Origin of the sequence: Pseudomonas sp. RAC1 (genome assembly GCF_030658255.1) — a bacterium.
Taxonomy (GTDB): Bacteria; Pseudomonadota; Gammaproteobacteria; order Pseudomonadales; family Pseudomonadaceae; genus Aquipseudomonas; species Aquipseudomonas boreofloridensis.
This window is the reverse complement of the sequence record NZ_JAUTXS020000010.1, coordinates 1-21,543: the sequence shown is the minus strand read 5'-3', so window position 1 is coordinate 21,543 and position 21,543 is coordinate 1. Positions and strand designations below refer to the sequence as shown.

General features: G+C 63.1%; 19 protein-coding genes and 1 pseudogene. 7 read left to right on the top strand and 13 right to left on the bottom strand.

What is annotated here, in order from left to right; translation table 11 throughout:
* Nucleotides 1–63: 63 nt before the first annotated feature.
* From Q7C30_RS01465 to mqo, 4 genes are all read right to left on the bottom strand, one after another.
* Nucleotides 64–2,265 carry a xanthine dehydrogenase family protein molybdopterin-binding subunit gene (locus Q7C30_RS01465; protein WP_317870388.1) on the bottom strand — a complete coding sequence of 734 codons (2,202 nt, stop codon included), beginning with the start codon at nt 2,263–2,265 and terminating at the stop codon, nt 64–66.
* On the bottom strand, nt 2,262–3,263 hold the full coding sequence (locus tag Q7C30_RS01460) for a xanthine dehydrogenase family protein subunit M (RefSeq protein ID WP_317870387.1): 1,002 nt from the start codon (nt 3,261–3,263) through the stop codon (nt 2,262–2,264). The genes Q7C30_RS01465 and Q7C30_RS01460 overlap by 4 nt, the downstream gene beginning before the upstream one ends.
* Complete coding sequence (locus Q7C30_RS01455; RefSeq protein ID WP_317870386.1) at nt 3,260–3,766, bottom strand: (2Fe-2S)-binding protein; 507 nt, start codon at nt 3,764–3,766, stop codon at nt 3,260–3,262. The genes Q7C30_RS01460 and Q7C30_RS01455 overlap by 4 nt, the downstream gene beginning before the upstream one ends.
* A 197-nt stretch (nt 3,767–3,963) precedes the next feature.
* Nucleotides 3,964–5,613 (bottom strand): malate dehydrogenase (quinone), encoded by a 1,650-nt coding sequence (gene mqo / locus Q7C30_RS01450; RefSeq protein ID WP_317870385.1) that lies wholly within the window; start codon nt 5,611–5,613, stop codon nt 3,964–3,966.
* A gap of 298 nt (nt 5,614–5,911) precedes the next feature.
* Here mqo and Q7C30_RS01445 point away from each other — a divergent pair, with 298 nt between their 5' ends.
* Together Q7C30_RS01445 and Q7C30_RS01440 are read left to right on the top strand one after the other, a co-directional pair.
* Nucleotides 5,912–6,208 (top strand): hypothetical protein, encoded by a 297-nt coding sequence (locus Q7C30_RS01445; protein WP_304484908.1) that lies wholly within the window; start codon nt 5,912–5,914, stop codon nt 6,206–6,208.
* Between the two features lie 107 nt (nt 6,209–6,315).
* Nucleotides 6,316–7,425 carry a Gfo/Idh/MocA family oxidoreductase gene (locus Q7C30_RS01440; RefSeq protein ID WP_039577695.1) on the top strand — a complete coding sequence of 370 codons (1,110 nt, stop codon included), beginning with the start codon at nt 6,316–6,318 and terminating at the stop codon, nt 7,423–7,425.
* A 46-nt stretch (nt 7,426–7,471) separates the two neighbouring features.
* On the opposite strand, the gene Q7C30_RS01435 is transcribed toward Q7C30_RS01440, so the two are convergent.
* Nucleotides 7,472–9,226 (bottom strand): glycoside hydrolase family 15 protein, encoded by a 1,755-nt coding sequence (locus tag Q7C30_RS01435; RefSeq protein ID WP_317870443.1) that lies wholly within the window; start codon nt 9,224–9,226, stop codon nt 7,472–7,474.
* 220 nt (nt 9,227–9,446) lie between these two features.
* Between Q7C30_RS01435 and Q7C30_RS01430 the strand changes: the two are divergent.
* Nucleotides 9,447–9,725: pseudogene (locus tag Q7C30_RS01430) on the top strand (DUF6555 family protein); the annotation flags it as partial.
* 4 nt (nt 9,726–9,729) lie between these two features.
* On the opposite strand, the gene Q7C30_RS01425 reads toward Q7C30_RS01430, so the two are convergent.
* Nucleotides 9,730–10,233, bottom strand: coding sequence for a CinA family protein (locus Q7C30_RS01425; protein ID WP_317870382.1), 504 nt, complete (start codon nt 10,231–10,233; stop codon nt 9,730–9,732).
* Between the two features lie 190 nt (nt 10,234–10,423).
* Between Q7C30_RS01425 and Q7C30_RS01420 the strand changes: the two genes are divergently transcribed.
* Nucleotides 10,424–10,657: a PLD nuclease N-terminal domain-containing protein gene (locus Q7C30_RS01420; protein WP_317870381.1), complete on the top strand. Its 234-nt coding sequence runs from the start codon at nt 10,424–10,426 to the stop codon at nt 10,655–10,657.
* 9 nt (nt 10,658–10,666) lie between these two features.
* On the top strand, nt 10,667–10,819 hold the full coding sequence (locus tag Q7C30_RS01415) for a hypothetical protein (RefSeq protein WP_317870380.1): 153 nt from the start codon (nt 10,667–10,669) through the stop codon (nt 10,817–10,819).
* A 10-nt stretch (nt 10,820–10,829) separates the two neighbouring features.
* Here the strand turns inward: Q7C30_RS01415 and mobA are convergent, their stop codons facing one another.
* The 3 genes from mobA to Q7C30_RS01400 form a co-directional block, all read right to left on the bottom strand.
* Complete coding sequence (gene mobA, locus Q7C30_RS01410; protein WP_317870379.1) at nt 10,830–11,405, bottom strand: molybdenum cofactor guanylyltransferase MobA; 576 nt, start codon at nt 11,403–11,405, stop codon at nt 10,830–10,832.
* A gap of 61 nt (nt 11,406–11,466) precedes the next feature.
* Nucleotides 11,467–14,571, bottom strand: a complete 3,105-nt coding sequence (locus Q7C30_RS01405; protein ID WP_317870377.1) for a multidrug efflux RND transporter permease subunit — start codon at nt 14,569–14,571, stop codon at nt 11,467–11,469.
* Nucleotides 14,572–14,582: 11 nt separating this feature from the next.
* A complete protein-coding gene (locus Q7C30_RS01400) occupies nt 14,583–15,752 on the bottom strand; it encodes an efflux RND transporter periplasmic adaptor subunit (RefSeq protein ID WP_317870376.1) in 1,170 nt (389 codons plus the stop codon).
* A gap of 178 nt (nt 15,753–15,930) precedes the next feature.
* Here Q7C30_RS01400 and Q7C30_RS01395 point away from each other — a divergent pair, with 178 nt between their 5' ends.
* Both Q7C30_RS01395 and Q7C30_RS01390 read left to right on the top strand, forming a co-directional pair.
* Nucleotides 15,931–16,632, top strand: a complete 702-nt coding sequence (locus Q7C30_RS01395; protein ID WP_317870375.1) for a response regulator transcription factor — start codon at nt 15,931–15,933, stop codon at nt 16,630–16,632.
* 6 nt (nt 16,633–16,638) lie between these two features.
* Nucleotides 16,639–17,952 (top strand): ATP-binding protein, encoded by a 1,314-nt coding sequence (locus Q7C30_RS01390; protein ID WP_317870374.1) that lies wholly within the window; start codon nt 16,639–16,641, stop codon nt 17,950–17,952.
* Between the two features lie 56 nt (nt 17,953–18,008).
* On the opposite strand, the gene Q7C30_RS01385 is transcribed toward Q7C30_RS01390, so the two are convergent.
* Genes Q7C30_RS01385 through Q7C30_RS01370 form a run of 4 tightly spaced genes read right to left on the bottom strand, consistent with a single transcriptional unit; the run spans nt 18,009 to nt 21,344 of the window.
* A complete protein-coding gene (locus tag Q7C30_RS01385; protein WP_317870373.1) occupies nt 18,009–19,595 on the bottom strand; it encodes an ABC-F family ATPase in 1,587 nt (528 codons plus the stop codon).
* A gap of 35 nt (nt 19,596–19,630) precedes the next feature.
* A complete protein-coding gene (locus Q7C30_RS01380; RefSeq protein ID WP_317870441.1) occupies nt 19,631–20,749 on the bottom strand; it encodes a tyrosine-type recombinase/integrase in 1,119 nt (372 codons plus the stop codon).
* Entirely contained in the window at nt 20,650–20,982 is a 333-nt protein-coding gene (locus Q7C30_RS01375) for a hypothetical protein (RefSeq protein ID WP_317870372.1), read from the bottom strand. Before Q7C30_RS01375 ends, Q7C30_RS01380 begins: the two co-directional genes overlap by 100 nt.
* Before the next feature lie 38 nt (nt 20,983–21,020).
* Nucleotides 21,021–21,344: a hypothetical protein gene (locus tag Q7C30_RS01370; protein WP_317870370.1), complete on the bottom strand. Its 324-nt coding sequence runs from the start codon at nt 21,342–21,344 to the stop codon at nt 21,021–21,023.
* Nucleotides 21,345–21,543: the final 199 nt, after the last annotated feature.

The following is a 21,543-nucleotide window of genomic DNA, read 5'->3' as shown; positions in this document are numbered from 1 at the left end:
AGATGAAGCGTGGGTTGCGCCCTGCCTCGACGTTGAGAGAAGCAGGGCGCAAGCCGCCGCGGTCTACAGCACTTTGTCGAGGGTGATCGGGAACTCGCGCACCCGCTTGCCCGTGGCGTGATAGATGGCGTTGGCAATCGCGGCGGCGACGCCGACCACGCCGATTTCCCCGACGCCCTTGGAGCCGAGCTCATTGACGATGTCGTCTTGCTCCTCGACGAAAATCACCTCGATGTCGCCGATATCGGCGTGCACGGGAATGTGATACTCGGCCAGGTTGTGGTTGAGGACGCGGCCGAGCCCATGGTCGGTTTGGCCTTCCTCGTGCAGCGCCATGCCCAAGCCCCACACCACGCCGCCGAGGATCTGGCTACGGGCGGTCTTGGGGTTGACCACGCGACCTGCCGCCACGGCGCTGACCACGCGGGTCACCTTGATCGAGCCCAGATCCTCATCGACAGCGACTTCGACGAACACGGCTGAGTGGGTCGCGGTGGAAAAGGCCTGGCGCCGACTCCCAGGCTCGGCGTCGATCTGCACCTGCAATACGCCATGCTCGGCGCGTGCAACGATGTCTGCCAGGGCGATGCGCTGGCCGGCGGCGTGCAAATGGCCGTCGGCGAAGCGAATGTCTTCGACCGCCACTGCCGACAGCGCCGGGTACGCCTGACGTGCGCATTCCAGCACCTTGGCGCGCAACACCAGGCAGGCCTGGCGCACCGCCGAGCCGACCGAGGACACGGTGAACGAGCCGCCTTGCAGGGGCGCGGTGGGCAACGAGGAGTCGCCAAGCTCGAAGGTCACCTCAGCCGTGTCCAGGCCCATGGCGTCGGCCGCGATCTGGGTCATGACGGTGTAGGTGCCGGTGCCAATATCAGTGGTAGCGCTGCTGACCGTCAGGTGTCCGGAGGCATCCATCCGGGCTTTGGCGCTGGCTTTCATCTGCATGGCTTCCCACACGCCGGTGGCCATGCCCCAACCCAGCAATTGCTTGCCGCTGCGCATGCTGCGCGGCTGCGGGTTGCGCTTGGCCCAGCCGAAGCGCTCGGCGCCTTGGTCGTAGCAGGCCAGCAGTTCTTTGCTGGAGTAGGGCTTGCCTTCATTGCCATTGTGCGAGGCAAAGTTGAGCCGTCGCAGTTCCACTGGGTCTAGGTCCGCTGCGCAGGCCAGCTCGTCCATTGCGCATTCCAGCGCGATCATCCCTGATCCGGCCCCAGGGGCACGCATGTCCAGCGGGGTGTAAACATCCAGGTCCACCAGGCGATAGCCCAGTGCCACGTTGTCGCACTGGTAGAGCATGCCGCTCCATTCCACCAAGTGTTCAGTGAAGTCTTCGAAGCGCGAGGTCTGGCCAACTGCGTCGTGGCCGACTGCCAGTAACTTGCCTCTGCCATCCACACCCAGCCGTACACGCTGCTGAGTCCTTGGGCGATAGCCGAAGGTGAACATCTGCTGACGGGTGAGGGTGAGTCGCACCGATCGCTTGAGGTGCAGCGCCGCCATCACCGCCAGGGGCAGTTGATACTGAGGTCTCAGACCCGAGCCGAATGCCCCGCCGACGAACGCGGCCAGCACGCGGATACGGTCCTTGGGCAGGCCGAAAACGTTGTGCAAGTAGTCTTGGCAGTTCTGCGTACCTTGGGTCTTGTCGTGGATTTCCAGGGCATCGCCGGGTCTGTAGAACACCGTGGAGGCGTGTGGCTCCATCGGGTTGTGGTACTCGTTGGCAGTGACATAAGTAGCGTCCAGCGTGGTGCTCGCAGTGGCATAGGCGCCGGCGAAATCGCCACGCGGCTCGGGGAGCTCGGCCGGCGCTTCGTGGCTGGCTACAAGCGCACCGAGCAGATCGGTGCGATGGTCATCCTGATCGTACTCCACGGTCACCAACGCCCCGGCATGCCGGGCGAGCTCCAGCGTGTCGGCCACCACCAGCGCGATCGGCTGGCCGCTGTACAGGACCTTGTCGTTGTACAGCGGACGGAAAGGGGACCCGTCAGCCGAGTCGTCATCGCTGTAATCATCGTCGTAACTGGAAACATGGGGTCTGTTCAGGTGGTGCAGCACGGCAATCACGCCAGGCACCTGCAAGGCGGCGGCGATGTCGATTGCGCGGATACGGCCGCTGGCGATGGTGCTCGACACCACACTGGCATGCAGCAGGCCGTCTTCGTGGTACTCGCCGGCATAGCGCGCCTGGCCGGTGACCTTGGCCACGCCATCGACGCGGTCCAGGGGCTTGCCCATGGCGGAGGTAAAACTGTTCATGGGGTGTTTCCTCTGTGCGGGGTACCAAGCGCTGCTTCGGTCAAGGCGCGAATGATCGCGCGCTCGGCCAGTTCGACTTTGAAGCCGTTGTGATCGAGCGGAACGGCGTCTTCGAGGACCCGCTTGGCCACCCGGGCGAAGAGTGCTGGCGAGACGGTCTGTCCCTGCATCAGCGCCTCAGCCGCCTCGTTGCGCCAGGGCTTGTGCGCCACGCCACCGAGTGCCAGGCGCGCTTGCTGGATGACGTCGCCGCGCAACTCCAGTGCCGCTGCGACCGATACCAAGGCAAAGGCATAGGACGCCCGGTCACGAATCTTCAGGTAGCGAGCGTGTTCGGCGAACCGCGCCGGGGGCAGCTCGATGGCGGTGATCAGTTCATCGTCGTCGAGTTGATTGTCACGCTCAGGTGCATCGCCGGGCAGGCGGTGGAAATCCTTGAAGGCGACGCAGCGCGTGCCGCGAAGACTCTGCACGTGAACCACGGCCTCCAGCGCCGCCAGGGCCACGCACATGTCCGAAGGGTGAGTCGCAACGCACGCTTCGCTGGCACCGAGGATGGCGTGAATACGGTTCAGGCCTGTGCGCGCCGGGCAGCCGCTGCCGGGTTCGCGTTTGTTGCAGGGCGTGCCAGTGTCATAGAAGTAGTAGCACCGGGTGCGTTGCAACAGGTTGCCGCCGGTGCTGGCCATGTTGCGCAACTGCGGTGAAGCGCCGGCCAGGATGGCTTCGGACAGCAACGGGTAGTCCCGCTCGATCAGCGGATGCCAGGCCAGGTCGGCGTTGCTCACCAGCGCGCCGATCAGCACGCCACCGTCGGCGGTGGACTGCACGCTGTCCAGGCCCAGCCCGGAAAGATCGATCAGGCGTTCGGGACGCTCGATGTTTTCCTTCATCAGGTCGATCAGGTTGGTGCCGCCAGCGATGAAGCGTGCGCCCGGCCCGACACTGTTCAGGGCCTCGGCGATGGAAGTGGGGTGCTGATAGCTGAAGGGCGTCATTCACTCACCTCGCGCATCTGCGGCAGGGCTTCTTCGACCGCCGCGATGATGTTGCTGTAAGCCCCGCAGCGGCACAGGTTGCCGCTCATGTGCTCGCGGATGGCCTCCCGGGTATGGGCACGGCCTTCGCGGGCCAGTCCGACCGCCGAGCAGATCTGCCCAGGCGTGCAGTAGCCGCACTGGAACGCGTCCCGCTTGATGAAGGCGCGTTGCAAGGGATGCAAGGCGTCGCCGTCAGCCAGGCCCTCGATGGTGACCAGGTCGGCCCCTTCGCAGCGGATCGCCAAGGTCAGGCAGGCGTTGACTCGCTTGCCGTCGCGCAACACGGTACAGGCGCCGCACTGGCCATGGTCGCAGCCCTTTTTCGAGCCTGTTAGGTCGAGCTGTTCACGCAGCAGGTCCAGCAGCGTAGTCCAGGGATGCACCTGTACGGTACGGGCCTGACCGTTGACGGTCAGGGAAACGGGGTGCGCCGTAGCGCCCTCGACAGCGGTGGCATTCATGGAAATTCCTCACGGTTACGGTCGTGCACAGTGGACTGTGTCTCTAAACAGCGACTGACGTGATCCGATGAAGGTTCAGCCTGTTTGCCGGAACGCTGATTGAAGGGGCTGGCGTTGAACGGGCTTGGCTAAGCCGCAGAAGCGGCTGGAGGGGACTCCGGCAGCCTGTGCGAGGTCTGCCGGAAAGGTCTCGATACTCAGGGTTTGAGGTCTGGATTGGTGTCTTTGGTGTTTTTCTGACCTATAGGATCGATGTCGCCCGGGTTACGCGGGTCCTGGCGCGTGTCGATGTTCGGTGCCGGAGACAGTTGCAGCACCTCGTTGGTGTAGTCCCACTCCTGCTGGACCTCATCCGGGTGATCGTTCAAGTGCAGGCCGTAGGACGGGATGATCTGCTTGATTTTCTGTTGCCATTCAGGTGTTGCGAGCTTGTCCTTGAACACTCGGTTGAGCAGGTCGAGCATGATCGGTGGCGCGGTCGAGGCGCCCGGCGAGGCGCCCAGCAGGCCGGCGATGCTGCCGTCCTTGGAGGCGACCACTTCGGTACCGAGCTTGAGTACACCGCCCTGGTCCGGGTCTTTCTTGATGATCTGCACGCGCTGGCCGGCCTGCCACAGTCGCCAGTCTTCCTTCTTGGCATGGGGGAAGTAAGTCTGCAGGGCTTCGAAACGATCGTCGTCGGACTGCATGACTTGGCCGACCAGGTACTTGACCAGGTCGAACTCACGGACCCCGACGCGAACCATGGGCCAGGTGTTGTGCACACTCATGCTGGCGAACAGGTCGAGCAGCGAGCCTTCCTTGAGGAATTTGGTGGAAAAGGTCGCGAACGGCCCGAACAGGATCATGCGCTTACCGTCCAGTACCCGCGTGTCCAGGTGCGGCACCGACATCGGCGGCGCGCCGGTGGCGGCGATGCCGTAGGCCTTGGCCATGTGGCGCAGGGCGATGGCCGGGTTCTCGGTGACCAGGAATGAGCCGCCCACCGGGAAGCCGACATAGTCCTTGGCCTCGTCGATGCCTGACTTCTGCAGCAGCGGCAGCGCGGCACCGCCCGCGCCGATGAACAGGAACTTGGCGTTGGTCGACTGGCGGCTGCCGTCCTTGAGGTTCTTGTACGTCACATGCCACGAGCCGTCGTCGTTGCGGGTAATGTCCTGGACCTCGCTGGACAGCTTGAGGTCGAAGTTCGGCCGGCTTTGCAGGTAGGCCACGTACTGGCGGGTGATTTCGCCGAAATTGACGTCGGTGCCAATGGGTGTCCAGGTCGCCGCCAGTTTTTGATCGGGGTCGCGACCCTCCATCATCAGCGGCACCCACTTGCGGATCTGCTCGGGATCCTCGGAGTACTGCATCGGCCGGAACAGGGGGCTGGCCTGCAGCGCTTCGTAACGCTTGCGCAGGAAGCGGATATTGTCGTCACCCCAGACGAAGCTCATGTGCGGCGTGGAATTGATGAAGGAGCGGGGGTTTTTCAGCACGCCCTGCTTGACCTGCCAGGCGAGGAACTGTCGGGTGATCTGGAACGACTCGTTGATTTCCACGGCCTTGGTGATATCGATCTTGCCGTCTTTCTCCGGTGTGTAGTTCAGCTCGGCCAAAGCCGAATGGCCGGTGCCGGCGTTGTTCCAGCCGTTGGAGCTTTCCTCGGCGACCTTGTCCAGCCGCTCGATCATCTGCATCGACCAACTCGGCTCCAGTTCGTTGAGCCAGATAGCCAGGGTGGAGCTCATGATGCCACCGCCGACGACCAGCACATCGACCTTGGGTGGATCGGCGGCATTGGCGGTGGACATAGCGCAGCCAAGGCTGAGCAGCGCGCAGTTGAGGCGGTTGTTGATCTTCATGTCGGCTCCAGAGAGGCGCGCACGCCTCCGATAACGGTGGAAGAGTCTTCGAGAAGCCTGACCGGACGTCGGTTCAAAACGTCCGGCCAGGGCCTGCATTGGAGTAGCAGGCGCGTCACCTTGAGGTTGAGAATAGAAGATCGTCGCAGCGCCACGGGAGGCACGGGATGTTGTTGGTCCGCACAGATCGCCAGCACTCGTCTGGAAGGCTATCCTTCGAGCAGATCGCCTGGTGCTTGAGGGGGCTACCCCACATCGGCATGACCTACCATCGAATACACATCAGGGAGGACGCGACATGCTCAAGCGAGGCGATGACTACAAGCGCTGGTGCGACCCAGGCCTCAACCATCAGGTTCACCAGCAAACCCTCGATGACGGCACGTTGCTCGAGGTACAGACGCGATTGTCGCGAACCGGCGCTACGCAGTTGTTCATTGGGATCTACGAAGCTGACGGTGCGTGCATCCATGAGCGTGTCTATGACCAAAGGCCTGGCGAAACCACCACGCGTGCATTGCTCTGGGGGCTGGGTCGCGCCCGGCGTCTGGCGCAAGAAGCGCGCAAACATGGGACTTGGATCATCAATCAGTGAGTCTGCAGGCCTGAGGTTCACCTGGGCCACCCGGTAGATTTTTGGAACTCAGGCCCTGCGCCACTTGCCCACTTCCTTGACAGTCACAGACCACGAGGAGGGGCAAGATGCCCAAGGCAACAGGCAAAGTCCGTTATGGCGTGGTAGCCGGCGGCTCGATTTCCCAGGGTGCGTTCATGCCAGGTATCGGTCAGACCGATAACTCGGTGATCACTGCATTGGTGACGGGTGACCCACAGAAGGCCAGGCTTCTGGCCGAGCGCTACGCGCTCAAGGCCTATGCCTATGAAGAGTACGCCGCGCTCTTGAGCAGCGGTGAAGTGGATGCGGTGTACGTTGCCACGCCGAACTTCCGCCACCGCGAATTCGTGGTTCCAGCGCTCGAAGCGGGCATTCACGTGCTGCTGGAAAAACCCATGGGGGTCAGTGAGGCCGATTGCCAGGCCATGATCGACGCGGCGCAGCGTTCCGGCGCCAAACTGATGATCGCCTACCGCCTGCACTGCGAGCCCGGCACCCTGGACATGGTCGAGCGCGTGCATGCCGGTAACTTCGGTGACCCACGGTTGTTCACGTCGATCTTCACTCAACGGGTCAAACCCAGCAATCATCGCGCGCAAAGCGGTTTCGAGGCCGGCCCTGTGCCTGACATGGGGCCGTACCCGCTGAACATGGTGCGTCAGCTGTTCAATGCCGAACCCATCGAGGTGTCGGCGATCGGCGTGCATTCACCGGGGTCATCGATCAATACCTGGGACACCGTCACGGTCAGCCTGCGCTTCCCCGACGAGCGCCTCGCACAATTCACCGTGAGCTACACCTTGCCCGACAGCGAGCGTTTCCAACTGCTGGGCACCAAGGGCGAGATCGAGGCGTCGCCGTGTTTCGGCTATGGCGAAGGCGTCGCCATCAGCTATCGAGCCACCATCGACGGCGAAACGCGGGTCCACGTCAATCCGGTTGTGGATCAATTCGCTGGTGAAACCGCTTACTTCTCCGATTGCATCCTCAACAACGAGAGTCCGGAGCCCGATGGAGAGGAGGGGCGGCGCGATGTGAGAGTGGTCGCCGCAATCCAGCGAGCCCTGGAGACTGGCCAGGCTCAGCGCCTCGAGCCCCTCGATCCACGGCCAGTCGCGCGGCGTGCAACGCAACGTCGGGCGTTTCCGTTAGCCAAGGTGCCGCCGATGATCGACACCGAATCGCCCACCGAATGACTGTGCCGTCCGAGCGCGCTGCCTGGCGCGCCCGGACCTGCGCGCCTCAGCGCTGGGGGGCGTAGCCACCAATGGCCAACGCCGCACGCAACGCGGCCAGGTGAGTCAGTCCCTGGGGCAGGTTGCCCAGATAATGCCCCGTACTTGGGTCGACCATTTCCGAATAGATACCCACGCCATGGGCCAGCCCGGCTAGCGCCTGGTCGTAAGCCTGCTCGGCACGGCCACGCTGATCGAGTATGGCCCAGGCCTCGATCAGCCAGAACGTGCAAGCGAGAAAACACCCTTCCTCTTGCTCGGCTCCACTGTAGCGATAATGGAAGGCGCCGCTACCCAGTGCCTCCTGCACCGCCTCCAACGTACTGTGCAAACGTGCTCGGGATGGGTAGCCGAAGCGCACTGCCAGGGCGATCGAGGCATCCAGCCGATCGCTGCCGGGGTAGAACAGGTAGGCCTGGTGCTTCTCGCTCCAGCCGTGGGTTTCTATCCATACGTGAATACGCTCCCGCTCGCGCACCCAGCGCTCGCGGCAGGTGGTGGGCAGATGACCGCCATCGGCCAGTTCGATGGCTCGGGTCAGGGCTTGCCAACTGCTGACCTTGGACATGGTGTAATGCTGCGGCTCGGGCAATTCCCAGATACCGGAGTCGGGTAGGCGCCAGCAGTCGGCACATTGGTCGGCCAAGTGGGCCAATGTGGCGGCGCTGACGGCATCGAGGATGTTGCCGCTGTCGATGAAACAGCGCGCGGTCTCGAAGATGTCGCCGAACACACCATGCTGCAGTTGATCCCGGGCATCGTTGCCGACCACCGGCGGGGAATGCTTGTAGCCGGGCAGGTCGAGGGGGCGGGTGCAGTCGCCCAGCGCACCGTCGAGTGTGTAGAACACCTGCGCCCCATGTTCTTTCACCCGCCGCAACAGCCAGGTGAAGGCGGCCTTGGCTTCGGGCTGGGCGCCGATACCGAGGAAGGCTTCGATGGTGTAGCCGGCATCACGGATCCAGGCGAAGCGGTAGTCGTAGTTCTTCGCACCGCCGATGCGCTCGGGCAACGAGGTGGTGGCCGCAGCCATGATCGAGCCGCTGGGCGAGGACAGCAGCAGCTTGAGCGCCAGGGCATTGCGCACCACCAGGCCCTTGAAAGGGCCATCGTAAACCAGGCTTTGTGACCACTGGCGCCATTCCCGGTCGGAGCCGTCGATGCGCGCATCGATCAGGCTCAACGGGGGCACCACCAGCGGCTCATCGTGCCCGGCGATCAACGCCACGATGCTGCGCTGGCCTGGGCCGACCGACACGCGGGCGCGCACGCCCATGTCATCCTTGCGCTCGATTTCCGTGCGCGCATCATGCAGGAACAGACCAAGGATATGACCGGCGTGGAACACGCAGCCGTTGTCGTTGGGCGTCAGGTAGGGGCTGATGGTGTCGGCCTGGGTGCCGAAGTCGATGGCGATGTCGAACTCGACTTCGCCTTCGACGCCTTCGATACGGCGGGCCAGCTCAGCCCAGGGCAAGCGACCGGCCGGGCCGCTGTTCAGCGATTCGGTGAGTCTGGCGCGACCATTGGCGGTGATGTACAGGGTTTCCAACACATTGCTGTCAGGTAGATACCGGCGCTGGACGTGGAACGGTTCGCGTGGCGTGACGGCGAAGAAGCCTCCGGTGGAGGGGGCCAGCAGCCGATCGAACAGGGGGGGAGAGTCCATGTGCGGGACGCACCACCAATCGATCGAACCATCCAGGCCGATCAGCGCCACTGATCGGCCATCGCCCAGGGCAGCGTAGTGCTCGAGCAGCAGCCAGCCACCGCTGTCGCGTTGCGGTTCGCCCTGTTGGCAGGAGTGAGAGTCGATATCGTGCACGCTGTGTCTCCGCTGTAGGTCGTAATCTTGGGACCAAAGGTGCGGCTGCGGAGTTCTGAACGACGCGTTTGAGCTATTGAGTGACCAATCAGTCAAAAAAACGGAATTTTTTGATTCAGTGCCCGCTCCATTAGCCTGAACTGATGAGGAGAGTCCAATGGCAGGACAGCAGTTGTACGTGATCGAGTACGCGCTTCATGGGGAATACCGGACTTTCATCATTCGGCTGGAACGTATGGATAATGCCGCAGCTTGGCACTGGGCAAGCTGCGACGCGGGCGTGGGCATCATTCCCCGGTTTGGCCAGCATTCCATCAAGAAGGTCAGCCGGCCGATGGCTGAGCGCTATGGGCTGTCCGATGTGCGCTGGCGGCCTTCGGGGCAGGGCCCCGAGTTCGTTGCGCCACTTGTGGATGTGCAGAAGTTTTCCAGCGCTGGCGTCAAGCCCGTTCACCGCGCAACCAACGCTGATGATAGTGAGCCACCCGAGACAGCCCATAGATCGCACCTTCATGCATGACCGCTGCGCGTTCGCCGAAAAAACGCTGGCTGCGGGTAAACACTGCAACGGGGTGACCGGCAAACGCCCAGGCGAAGCACATCGTACCCGGTGAAACGCCAGGCTGCGGAGCCGGCCCGGCCACCCCAGTGGTGGCTATGGCCACGCTGGCGTCACTGTCCTTCAACGCACCGAGCGCCATCTCCCACGCCACGGCCTCGCTGGTCAGACCATAACGCTCGATCGTCTCGGGGCTGACGCCCAACAGGCGGCGCTTGGCGCTGGGCGAATATACGACGTAGCCGCTTTCCAGCACCTCACCAGCCCCAGGTAATGTGGCCAGCAGCGTGACCATGGCTCCGGCGGTGCAGGACTCGGCGGTTGTGAGCATCAAGCGATGGTCCTTGAAGTATTGCAAAGCAGTAGCGACGGGGTCGTGGTTCATGATCTTGGCTCGCAGGTGATTTGGCGGTGGACGTCTGCCGATCGCTATTGGTTCAGCATGACGCCCTTTGCCTCCACTGATCATGTGGAGATGAGTTGCGTTGAACTCTGCCGCGCTCCTCGGCTTCCTCTGAATGAGCGCTGTACCACCGCCTGCACCGTAGGTGGATGCGTATGACAGGAGAGCGGTGATGAACGATTTTGCGACGTATTTCTGGATCGCTTTTGCGGTGATCGTCCTATTGATTGATCTCTGGGCGATCGTCAGCGTATACCGGAGTGATAAAGCCGACGCCACCAAGGCTATGTGGGCGCTGATTCTGTTGGTCTTGCCGGTCGTCGGGCTGGCGATCTGGGGCGTGGCGGGCCCACGTGGAATCAAACGCGGGACGGGCCCGTCGTCCCCAGAGCACAGCAAAGGTTAGGAGCGCACCATGAAGCAATCAGATTCGCAGAAGAGCCACGGTGAACAGGAGCGTGACAACGATGCGCGGCGGCCGGATGGTTCGTCGGGCACGTCTCATGACTCCACCGCCCAGAAAGCTGCCCGTGAAAAGGATAAACGACCGAAGAAGGGTGCTGACTGACGAGTTGCTGCTAGGGATCCAACAGCGCCGGACTGTTGAAATTGCTTAACCTGCGGTCGTCGGCAGCACATTCCAGTGCACTTAGGTGTTGGTGCGATAGCGCTTTCTGCAAGCTCCGCTCGCCGTCCTGCCAGGCCTGTTCAAGCACAGGCTTGAGCCGCCGAGGCAAGACGCTGAACATCGGCTGCCAATACCCGCTCTGACGCACCATCGCGGTGGCCTCTTCGGCAGCCGCGAGCTGGCGCAGGGCGTCGATCAATTCACGGTCAATCAGCGGCGAATCACACGCCAGCACCACCACCCACTCATGACGCGCCACCTGCAGGCCGGCGATCACGCCGGCGAGCGGTCCTGGATAATCCCTGTCTTCATCGCCCACGCAGCAGTCGGCGAAGCCGGCATAGACCTGCTGGTTGCGGTTGCACGAGATCACCAGGTCATCGGTGAGCGGTCTGACCACACGCTGTATGTGCGCCACCAGCGGTTCGCCACGCCAAGGCAGCAAGCCCTTGTCACGCCCGCCCATGCGCTGGCCACGGCCTCCGGCGAGGATCAGAACGGAACAGGGGGGCAGGGCAGCAGGCATTGAAAAGGGCTCCGGACAGTGACTGCCCGGAACCCTCTCATTCAACGCCTGGCTTGTCCAGTCAGGCGTCCGGCTTGGCGCTGCGGTGACCGGCAATACGCATGACCACCACGAAGAACACCGGCACGAACACCACGGCCAGGGTCGCACTGAGCATGCCGCCTATCACGCCGGTGCCAATGGCTTGCTGGCTGGCCGAGCTGGCACCGCTGGCAATGGCCAGCGGCACCACGCCGAGGATGAACGCCAGCGAGGTCATGACGATGGGGCGCAGTCGCAGCTTGGCGGCCTGCATGGCCGCATCGGCGGCGTCCACGCCTTGATCGACCAAGCTCTTGGCGAACTCGATGATCAGGATGGCATTCTTCGCCGACAGACCGATCAGGGTGATCAGGCCGACTTTGAAGAAGACGTCGTTGGGCATGCCGCGCAGGGTCACCGCCAGCACCGCACCCAATACGCCCAACGGCACCACCAGCAGCACCGCCGTAGGGATCGACCAGCTCTCGTAGAGTGCTGCCAGGCACAGGAACACCACCAGCAGCGACAGGGCCAACAGTACAGGTGCCTGGCTACCGGACAAGCGCTCCTGCAAGGACAGGCCGGTCCACTCAAGTGCACTGCCGGCGGGTAGGGCATCGACCAGGCGCTGGATTTCCGCCATTGCCTCGCCCGAGCTGTGGCCTGCTGCTGGCTCACCGGAAATCGACACCGCCGGGTAACCGTTGTAGCGCGTCAGTTGCACCGGGCCGCTGAGCCAGCGTGCCTGCACGAAAGCGCCGAGCGGCACCATCTTGCCGCTGGCGTTGCGCACGTGGATCTTCAGCAGATCCTCGACCTGGCTGCGTTGATCGCCCTCGGCTTGAACCACCACGCGTTGCATGCGGCCCTGGTTGGGGAAGTCGTTGACGTAGTTCGAGCCCACGGAAGTGTCGAGCACGGCGCCGATGTCGGCGAAAGACACACCCAGCGCATTGGCCTGACGGCGGTCCACTTCCAGTTGCACCTGCGGGCTCTCGGCCAACGATGCCTCACGTACGTTGGTCAGCACCTTGCTCTTGCGTGCCTGGGCCAGCAGCTCGTCGCGGGCCGCCATGAGACCGGCATGGCCCATGCCGCCGCGGTCCTGCAGGCGGAACTCGAAGCCGGTCGACTCGCCCAGTCCGTCCACCGGCGGCGGCAGCACCGAGTAGGCCACGGCATCCTTGAGCGCCGAGAACGCGATGGTCGCGCGATCGGCGATCGACTGAGCGCTTTCGTCGGCGCCACGCTCGGACCAGTCCTTGAGCGTGGTGAAGGCCAGCGCCGCGTTCTGGCCAGTGCCCGAGAAGCTGAAGCCGAGGATCATCGTGGTGTTGCCCACGCCCGGTTCCTGGGCGTTGTGGGCTTCGATCTGCGCGGCGACCTGTTCGGTACGCATGCGGCTTGCCCCTGGGGGCAACTGGATGTCGGTGATGGTGTAACCCTGGTCCTCGGTGGGCAGGAAGGCGCTGGGTAACTGGCTGAAGCCGTAGCCCAGCACCGCCACCAGCAAACCGTACAGCAGCAGGTAGCGGCCACTGCGGGCCAGGGCGTGGGCGACCCAGCGCTGGTATCCCTGGCTCATGCCCTCGAAGCGGCGATTGAACCAGCCGAAGAAGCCTTTACGCTCATGATGCTCGCCTTTGGCGATGGGCTTGAGCAGGGTCGCGCACAAGGCGGGCGTGAGGCTCAGCGCCAGGAAAGCGGAGAACAGGATCGACACCGCCATCGACAGCGAAAATTGCTGGTAGATCACGCCCACCGAGCCTTTCATGAATGCCATGGGCAGGAATACGGCCACCAGCACCAGGGTGATGCCGATGATCGCGCCGCTGATCTGCCCCATCGCCTTGCGCGTCGCCTCCTTGGGACCTAGACCTTCCTCGGCCATGATCCGCTCGACGTTTTCCACCACCACGATGGCATCATCGACCAGAATGCCGATGGCCAGCACCATGCCGAACAGGGTCAGCACATTGACCGAGAAACCCAGCGCGAGCATCACGGCGAAGGTGCCCATGAGTGCGACTGGCACGACAAGGGTGGGGATCAGGGTGTAACGGATGTTCTGCAGGAACAGGAACATCACCGCGAACACCAGCAGCATCGCTTCGAATAGAGTGCTGATCACCTGCTTGATCGAGACCTTGACGAACGGCGAGGTGTCGTAAGGGATGTCGTATTTGACCCCGGCAGGGAAGTAGCGCGACAGCTCGTCCATCTTCTGCCGCACCAGCGTGGCCGTTTCCATGGCGTTGGCCCCCGGGGACAGCTTGACGCTGAACGCGCTGGTCGCCTTGCCGTTCAGGCGCGTGCCGTATTGGTACTCCTGGGCGCCGATCTCGACGCGAGCGACATCGCCAACGGTGACCACCGAGCCGTCGGGATTGGCCCGCAGCACGATGGCGGCGAACTCTTCTGGCGTGCTGAGCTGACCTTTGACCACCACGTTGGCGGTGATTTCCTGGGTCGGCCGGGTGGGCAGATCGCCGATGCTGCCAGGCGCCACCTGCGCATTCTGCGCCGTAATGGCGCTGGCCACGTCCTGAGGCGTGAGGGCGAAGCCGACCAGCTTGGCCGGATCGATCCAGATCCGCATGGCCCGTTCCGAGCCATAGAGCTGGGCCTTGCCGACACCCTTTATGCGGCGGATCTCGTTCATGACGTTGCGCGCCAGCAGATCGCTCAGGGCGATTTCGTCGTAGCTGCCGTCTTCGGAGGTGAGGGTGCCGAGCAACAGAAAGCCAGTGGAGACTTTCTCCACTTGCAGGCCTTGCTGAGTGACCGGTCGGGGCAGACGCGACTCGACCACTTTCAGACGGTTCTGCACATCGACCTGAGCCAGGTCGGGCACCGTGCCGGGCTCGAAGGTGGCGGTGATGGTGGCGTTGCCCAGGCTGCTCTGGGATTCGAAATACAGCAGATTGTCGGCGCCATTGAGCTCCTGCTCGATAACGCTGACCACGCTCTCATCCATGGTCTGCGCCGAGGCGCCTGGGTACACGGCGTAGATTTCCACCTGCGGCGGCGCGACGTCGGGATACTGGGCGACCGGCAACTGCGGAATGGCCAGCGCGCCGGCGAGCAGGATGAACAAGGCGACCACCCAAGCGAAGATCGGGCGGTCGATGAAGAACTGCGGCATGGGTCAGGCCCTCACTGGCCGGTGTGCTTGACGAGGGGTTGAGCGGACTTGTCGGCGTCGACTTGCACTTGATCTCCGACCTTGACGTGCTGCAGGCCCTCGACCACCACGCGTTCGCCAGGCGTCAGCCCTTCGCTGACGATCCAGCGGTCACCCTGGGCACTGCCCAGGACCACCTGGCGCTCGTCGATACGCTGCTGGTCATCGACCACCAGCACCTTGGGTACGCCGGCGCTGTCGCGCAGAATCGCCCGCTGCGGCACGCTCAGGCCCTTGGGCTGTACCGCCTGCTCCAGTCGCACGCGCACGTAGCTGCCGGGCAGCAGGTCCAGGTCTGGATTGGGGAACTCGCTGCGCAAGGTAATCTGGTTGGTGCTCGGGTCGACGCTGATATCGGAGAACAACAGCTTGCCCGGCAGCGGGTAGGCACTGCCGTCGTCCTGAATCAGCGTGGCGCGGGCCTGGTCGGGGCCGACCTGCTGCAGTTCGCCTGCGCGCAGGGCGCGGCGCAAGGCACTGAGGTCGCGGGTCGACTGGGTGACGTCGGCATGGATCGGGTCGAGTTGCTGGATGACGGCCATCTCGGTGGCCTCGCTCTGTCCGACCAGAGCGCCCTCGGTGACCCGCGCGCGGCCGATGCGACCGGAAATCGGTGCGGTGACCGTGGCGTAGCCCAAGTTCAGTCGCGCACGCTCCAGGGCTGCCTTGGCCTCGGCCACCTGGGCACCGCCCTGCAGGAAGGCGGCACGGGCGTTGTCGTATTCCTGACGGCTCACGGCATTTTCTTCGACCAACTGCCGGTAGCGCTGCTCCTGAAGCCGCGCCTGGTACAAGGTAGCCTCGGCGCGGGCGAGGGCAGCGCGAGCGCTGTCGTGATCGGCCTTGAACGGTGCCGGGTCGATCAGGAACAGCGCATCGCCTTGCTTGACGTCGCTGCCTTCGCGATACACCCGCTTGAGCACCACGCCGGCGACGCGGGCGCGTACCTCGGCCGTCCTGGGCGCCAGAATACGCCCGCTCAGTTCGGTGCTGATGGCCAGGGCCTGCGGCTGCACGGTCTCGACCCGCACCTGAGGCGCCGGCGCGTCGGTTTCCTGATCGTTGGCGTCGTCGCAACCGGCTAGGACCAAGCCCAGCACGGTCAAAAGCGCCAGACGGCGCTTGAAGAAGGGAATAGACATACGGATCTTCCAGATAGGATCGTGCCTATGCTACGGCAGCCGTTCGCGTGCGTGCTGTTAAGCTATGTAGGTCGTGTGTGAAAAAGTGTAAGGAGCGTGCTGTGCGCTGCGTAGGATTCTATATCCTGCGGGCAACGGGCCGTGTCGGCCTTTTCACTCTGATGACCCTCAAGCGCCCATGCCCAACATACTCTTGGTCGAAGACGACAGCGCGCTGTCGGAGCTGATCGCCAGCTACCTGCAACGCAACGATTTCCATGTCCGGGTGATCGCCCGTGGCGACCACGTGCTCGAGGAGTTCCGCCGCCAGCGTCCGGACCTGGTGGTGCTCGACCTGATGCTGCCGGGCCTGGATGGATTGCAGGTCTGTCGCCTGCTGCGCCAGGAGTCGCAGAGCCTGCCCATCCTCATGCTCACCGCTCGCGACGACAGCCATGATCAGGTATTGGGCCTGGAGATGGGTGCCGATGACTACGTCAACAAGCCGTGCGAGCCACGAGTGTTGCTGGCCCGTGTACGCACTTTGCTGCGCCGTAGCAGCGTGGGCGAGCCGCGCCTGGACCACGAGCTGATCGAAATCGGTGGACTGAGCATCGATCTGGCCGAGCGAACAGTCAGTTGGCGCGGCGCCGAGGTCGAGTTGTCCAGTGGTGAGTACAACCTGCTGGTGGTGCTGGCGCGCAATGCCGGCGAGGTGCTCAGTCGCGACCGTATCCTGCAGCAGCTGCGTGGTATCGAGTTCAACGGCACCGACCGCTCCGTGGACGTGGCGATCTCCAAGCTGCGGCGCAAGTTCGACGATCACGCCGGCGAAGCACGCAAGATCAAGACTGTGTGGGGCAAGGGTTACTTGTTCAGCCGGGTCGAGTGGGAGTACTGAGCCGCCATGCTCAAGTTCCTGGTACGACTCTACCTGCTGATCATCGTCGCCTACGCCGGCGCGCTGCTGCTGATTCCCGATGCCATCGTCGGTGCGTTCCGCGATCGTTTCATGGCCTACAACCTGGATCAGACCCGTGGTGTGCAATCGCTGATCGTCCGTCAATTCCAGCAGGCGCCTCAGTCACGCTGGCCGCAGGTGGAGCAGGAACTGGCTGCCGCGTTCGCACCCTTGCAGGTGCAACTGCTGCGCATGGACGACCCGGATCTCAAGCCAGCCGAGCGCGCACGCCTGGAACGCGGGCAGCACGCCCTGCGCCTGGCGGACTGGGGTTATTACCAGACCATCATGGCGCCGCTGGATCGCAATTGGTTCGTGCGTCTGAACTCGCCACCGGACCCGCTGGACATCAACGTGTTGTCGTGGGGCGTGACGGTACTGATCGGCGCGGCCATGCTCGGCTGCCTGCTGCTGTGGGTCTGGCCGCACTGGCGTGACCTGGAGCGGCTCAAGGACACCGCCCGACGCCTGGGGCGCGGCGAGATGTCCGAGCGCACGCAGATTTCCCCGCGCTCCAACATCGGCGAGCTGGCGGGGGTGTTCGACACCATGGCTGGCGACCTGGAGCGCCAGGTCAGGCAGCAGCGCGAGCTGCTCGATGCCGTCTCTCACGAGCTACGTACGCCGTTGACCCGGCTGGACTTCGGGCTGGTACTGCTGTTCGACGAGGTGCCCGCCGCCAGTCGCAAGCGTCTGCTGGAACTGGTCGGGCATGTGCGCGAGCTGGACGAACTGGTGCTGGAGCTTTTGTCCTACAGCCGGCTGGACAACGCCGAGCAGGTGCGCGAGCGGGTGGAGGTTTCGCTGGTCGAACTGGTCGACAGCGTGATCGGGGGTTTCGCCGAAGAGCTCGACGGGCGCGGCGTCCAATGGGAGGTGCACGCCGATGAGGGGCTGCCGCGCTTCGTGCTCGATCCGCGGCTGACAGCGCGGGCGGTACAGAATCTGGTGCGCAACGCCATGCGCTACTGCGACCGACGCCTGCTGCTGCGCCTGACCCAGGAAGCCGACCGGGCCTGTCTGCTGACGGTCGAGGACGATGGCATCGGCATTCCGCCCGAAGAACGCGAGCGAATTTTCCAGCCGTTCTATCGTCTGGATCGCAGCCGAGACCGCAGTACCGGTGGCTTCGGCCTGGGCTTGGCGATCAGCCGTCGAGCCATCGAGGGGCAGGGCGGAACCCTGACGGCGGCGCAGTCCGCCTTGGGCGGGGCGCAATTCAGGATTCGCCTTCCGGCAGGCGCCCTGCAACCCAGCTGAACAGCGCTCGCAAAAAAGGGCTGCCAGGCAGCCCTTAGTGCATCGTCCGTGAGGACTTAGAACACCACACCCTGACTACGCAGGTAGTCATCGTAAGTGCCGCTGAAGTCGATCACGCCATCGGCCGACAGCTCGATGATGCGCGTAGCCAGCGAGGATACGAACTCGCGGTCATGGCTGACGAACAGCAGGGTGCCCGGATAGTTCTCCAGCGCCAGGTTCAGCGCCTCGATGGATTCCATGTCCAAGTGGTTGGTCGGCTCGTCCATCACCAGCACGTTAGGCTTCTGCAGGGTCAGCTTGCCGAACAGCATACGGCCTTGCTCACCACCGGAAATCACTTTGACCGACTTGAGAATCTCGTCGTTGGAGAACAGCATGCGGCCGAGCGTGCCACGGATGACCTGCTCGCCGCTGGTCCACTGACCCATCCAGTCGAACAGGGTCACGTCGTCTTCGAAGTCGTGGGCATGATCCTGCGCGTAGTAACCCACCTCGGCGCTGTCGGTCCATTTGACCGAACCCGCGTCGGGCTGCAGTTCACCGACCAGGGTGCGCAGCAGCGTGGTCTTGCCGATGCCGTTGGGGCCGATGATCGCCACGCGCTCGCCGGCTTCGACGGTGATGTCGAAGTTCTTGAACAGCACCTTGTCGTCGAAGGCCTTGGCCATTTTTTCCACGACCACGGCCTGACGGTGCAGTTTCTTGGTCTGCTCGAAGCGGATGAACGGACTGACCCGGCTGGAGGGCTTGACCTCGGCAAGCTGGATCTTGTCGATCTGCTTGGCCCGGGAAGTGGCCTGCTTGGCCTTCGAGGCGTTGGCCGAGAAGCGGCTGACGAAGGTCTGCAGCTCGGCGATCTGCGCTTTCTTCTTGGCGTTGTCCGAGAGCAACTGTTCGCGGGCCTGGGTGGCTGCGGTCATGTACTCGTCGTAGTTGCCTGGGAACAGACGCAGTTCACCGTAGTCCAGGTCGGCCATGTGGGTGCAGACGCTGTTGAGGAAGTGACGGTCGTGGGAAATGATCACCATGGTGCTGTTGCGCGCAGTGAGCACGTTTTCCAGCCAGCGGATGGTGTTGATGTCCAGGTGGTTGGTCGGCTCGTCGAGCAGCAGCACGTCCGGATCGGAGAACAGCGCCTGGGCCAGCAGCACGCGCAGCTTCCAGCCCGGCGCCACTTCGCTCATCGGACCGAAATGCTGCTCCAGCGCAATACCCAGGCCCAGCAGCAGTTCGCCGGCACGCGATTCGGCGGTGTAGCCGTCCATTTCAGCGAACTCGGTTTCCAGCTCGGCGACGGCCATGCCGTCTTCCTCGGTCATTTCCGGCAGCGAGTAGATGCGGTCGCGTTCGGCCTTGACCTTCCACAGCTGGCTGTGGCCCATGATCACTGTGTCGATGACACTGAACTGTTCATAGGCGAACTGATCCTGACGCAGCTTGCCCAGGCGCGTGTTGGGCTCGAGCATCACCTGGCCGGCGCTGGGCTCCAGATCGCCGCCCAGGATTTTCATGAAGGTCGACTTGCCGCAACCGTTGGCGCCGATCAGGCCGTAGCGGTTGCCGTTGTTGAATTTGACGGAGACGTTCTCGAACAGGGGCTTGGAGCCGAACTGCATGGTGATGTTGGCGGTAGAGATCAAAGGGCTAACCTATCAGTCACTTACAGGGCCGGATTTCAACCTGATACCGAATTGATACCAATTTTGAGTTTTTCCAGCTCGCTCCAGTCGGAGCTTGAGTTGAGCCAACGGGCATAAGTCGACAGCAGCATTTGAACGCTGTGACCCAGCTGTTGGGCGATAAATGCGGGATTGAGCCCGGACATTAAGCATATTGTCGCATAGGTATGACGGCAGTTGTACGGGGGGCGACGGCGAATACCCAGCTCACGCAGGACTGGTACCCACTGTTTGTGCAGGTCAGACGTCTGCTTCACATATTCGGCGTTCTTCGACGGCGGAAATACGAACGGCGTGGCGGTCACCGCTCCCTTGCCATCCTTGCGGCGCTCTGCGTAAAGCCTGGCGAACTGGATAGCTCGCAAGGCCCGATCGTTCAGGAGCACGAAGCGATCCCTGCCGGTTTTCGTTCGCTCCTCAACCTCACCCAGGGCGACCGTCCTCCTGACATGCACCGTCCGCTTGGTCATGTCGATCACATCCCAGCGGACCGCCAGTGCTTCCGACAGGCGCAACCCAGTGAAGAACATGAACTCGAACAGTGCCGCGTAAATCAGGCTCGGCCAATGCTTGTGTTCATACAGTTTTCTGATGATGGTGTTGGCTTCGGCCAAGGTGAAGGGGTCGATCTCTTTCCTCGAACGCTTCGGAAGCTCGATCAGTTCGGCAGGATTCTTGGCCAGCAGACCCTCTCGGGTGGCAGCGGACAGGATCGTCGACAACCTGGTGATAGCGTTGCGTTTCACGTTCGCCGAGGTCCACTCCGTTTCCGTGATGACCCGTCGTAACAGCGTGGTGGTGATCAGGTCGACGCGGACCAGCGCTAGGCGGGGGATCCAGTAGAGGTTGAGGGCGCTCTTGTAATTGTTATGGGTCCCCTGCGTGATTTCTCGACTATCCAGCCAGAGCTGGGCGTACTCGCCGAAAGTCGGCTTCCCTCCGACCACGGTCTGCGAGCCAGGGAAGAGCTCAGCGTATTTCTCTTGGTCCAGGAGGCCAAGTTTGTTAAGGCTGGTTACCTGATCGCGAAGGTTGGATGCAGCCTTGATGCCTTTTTGTGTCGGGGGATAGGGCAACGTTTCGCATCGACGGATACCGTCCCATGTGAAACGAATCCGGATTGCGTTGCGGAAGATCTCGACCCCGCGGGGTAAACCCATTGGCTTTCCAGCCATTCGTCATACCTCTTCTTGCTATAGATGATTCGGCCGCCGTGCTTCATCCAGACGCCCTCGGGAATCTTCCCGTCCAAGCGTCGATGTTCCAGGGAGCGTTTTGAGCAGCCGATAAGCTCGGCCATCAGCTTTTCGGTGACCTTGTCGACGTCGCCGGATTCGTTGATTTCCATGGGGTGGTCTCCACGCCGCCGGTGGCGGCAGCTGATGGTCAATCGACCTGGTAGTAGACGTAGCAGTTGACGCCCTGGTCCTTAAGCGACTTATGCATCGCCTGTACGCCGGCGCTGTGCTGATTGCCGATGCCTGGCCAAGGCGTGTCCAGATGGACGCCCTGCTGGTGGTAGCGGCTCTTCTTCTGCACGTAGCCCGGCAGGCTGGGCAGCTGGCTGGCGCGAAGTCCTGGAACGGGAATGACAACGCGGTCGAGGTTGGCGCTGCCGCCATCATTGGTGCAGGCCGCTGCTGCCGCTTTGCCAGCCTCGGTGGCAATACGCACTTTCTCGGGCAGGGTGGCCAGTTCTTCTTTCGTCATGGCAATAGCTCTCCATGCCCGCGCATGTCGGCGGGCTTGTGTGGTACAAGAATTATTCGAAAAAGGGGGATCACATGGGCAAGACAGCTAAACCGTTCTATCTGGTGGCCGCGCCACTCATCGCTACCGGAGCAGCGTTCGCCGCTGTGGGTGCATCCGGACAAGCAGCCTTTGGCTACACCGCCGTGGGTCTGCTTGT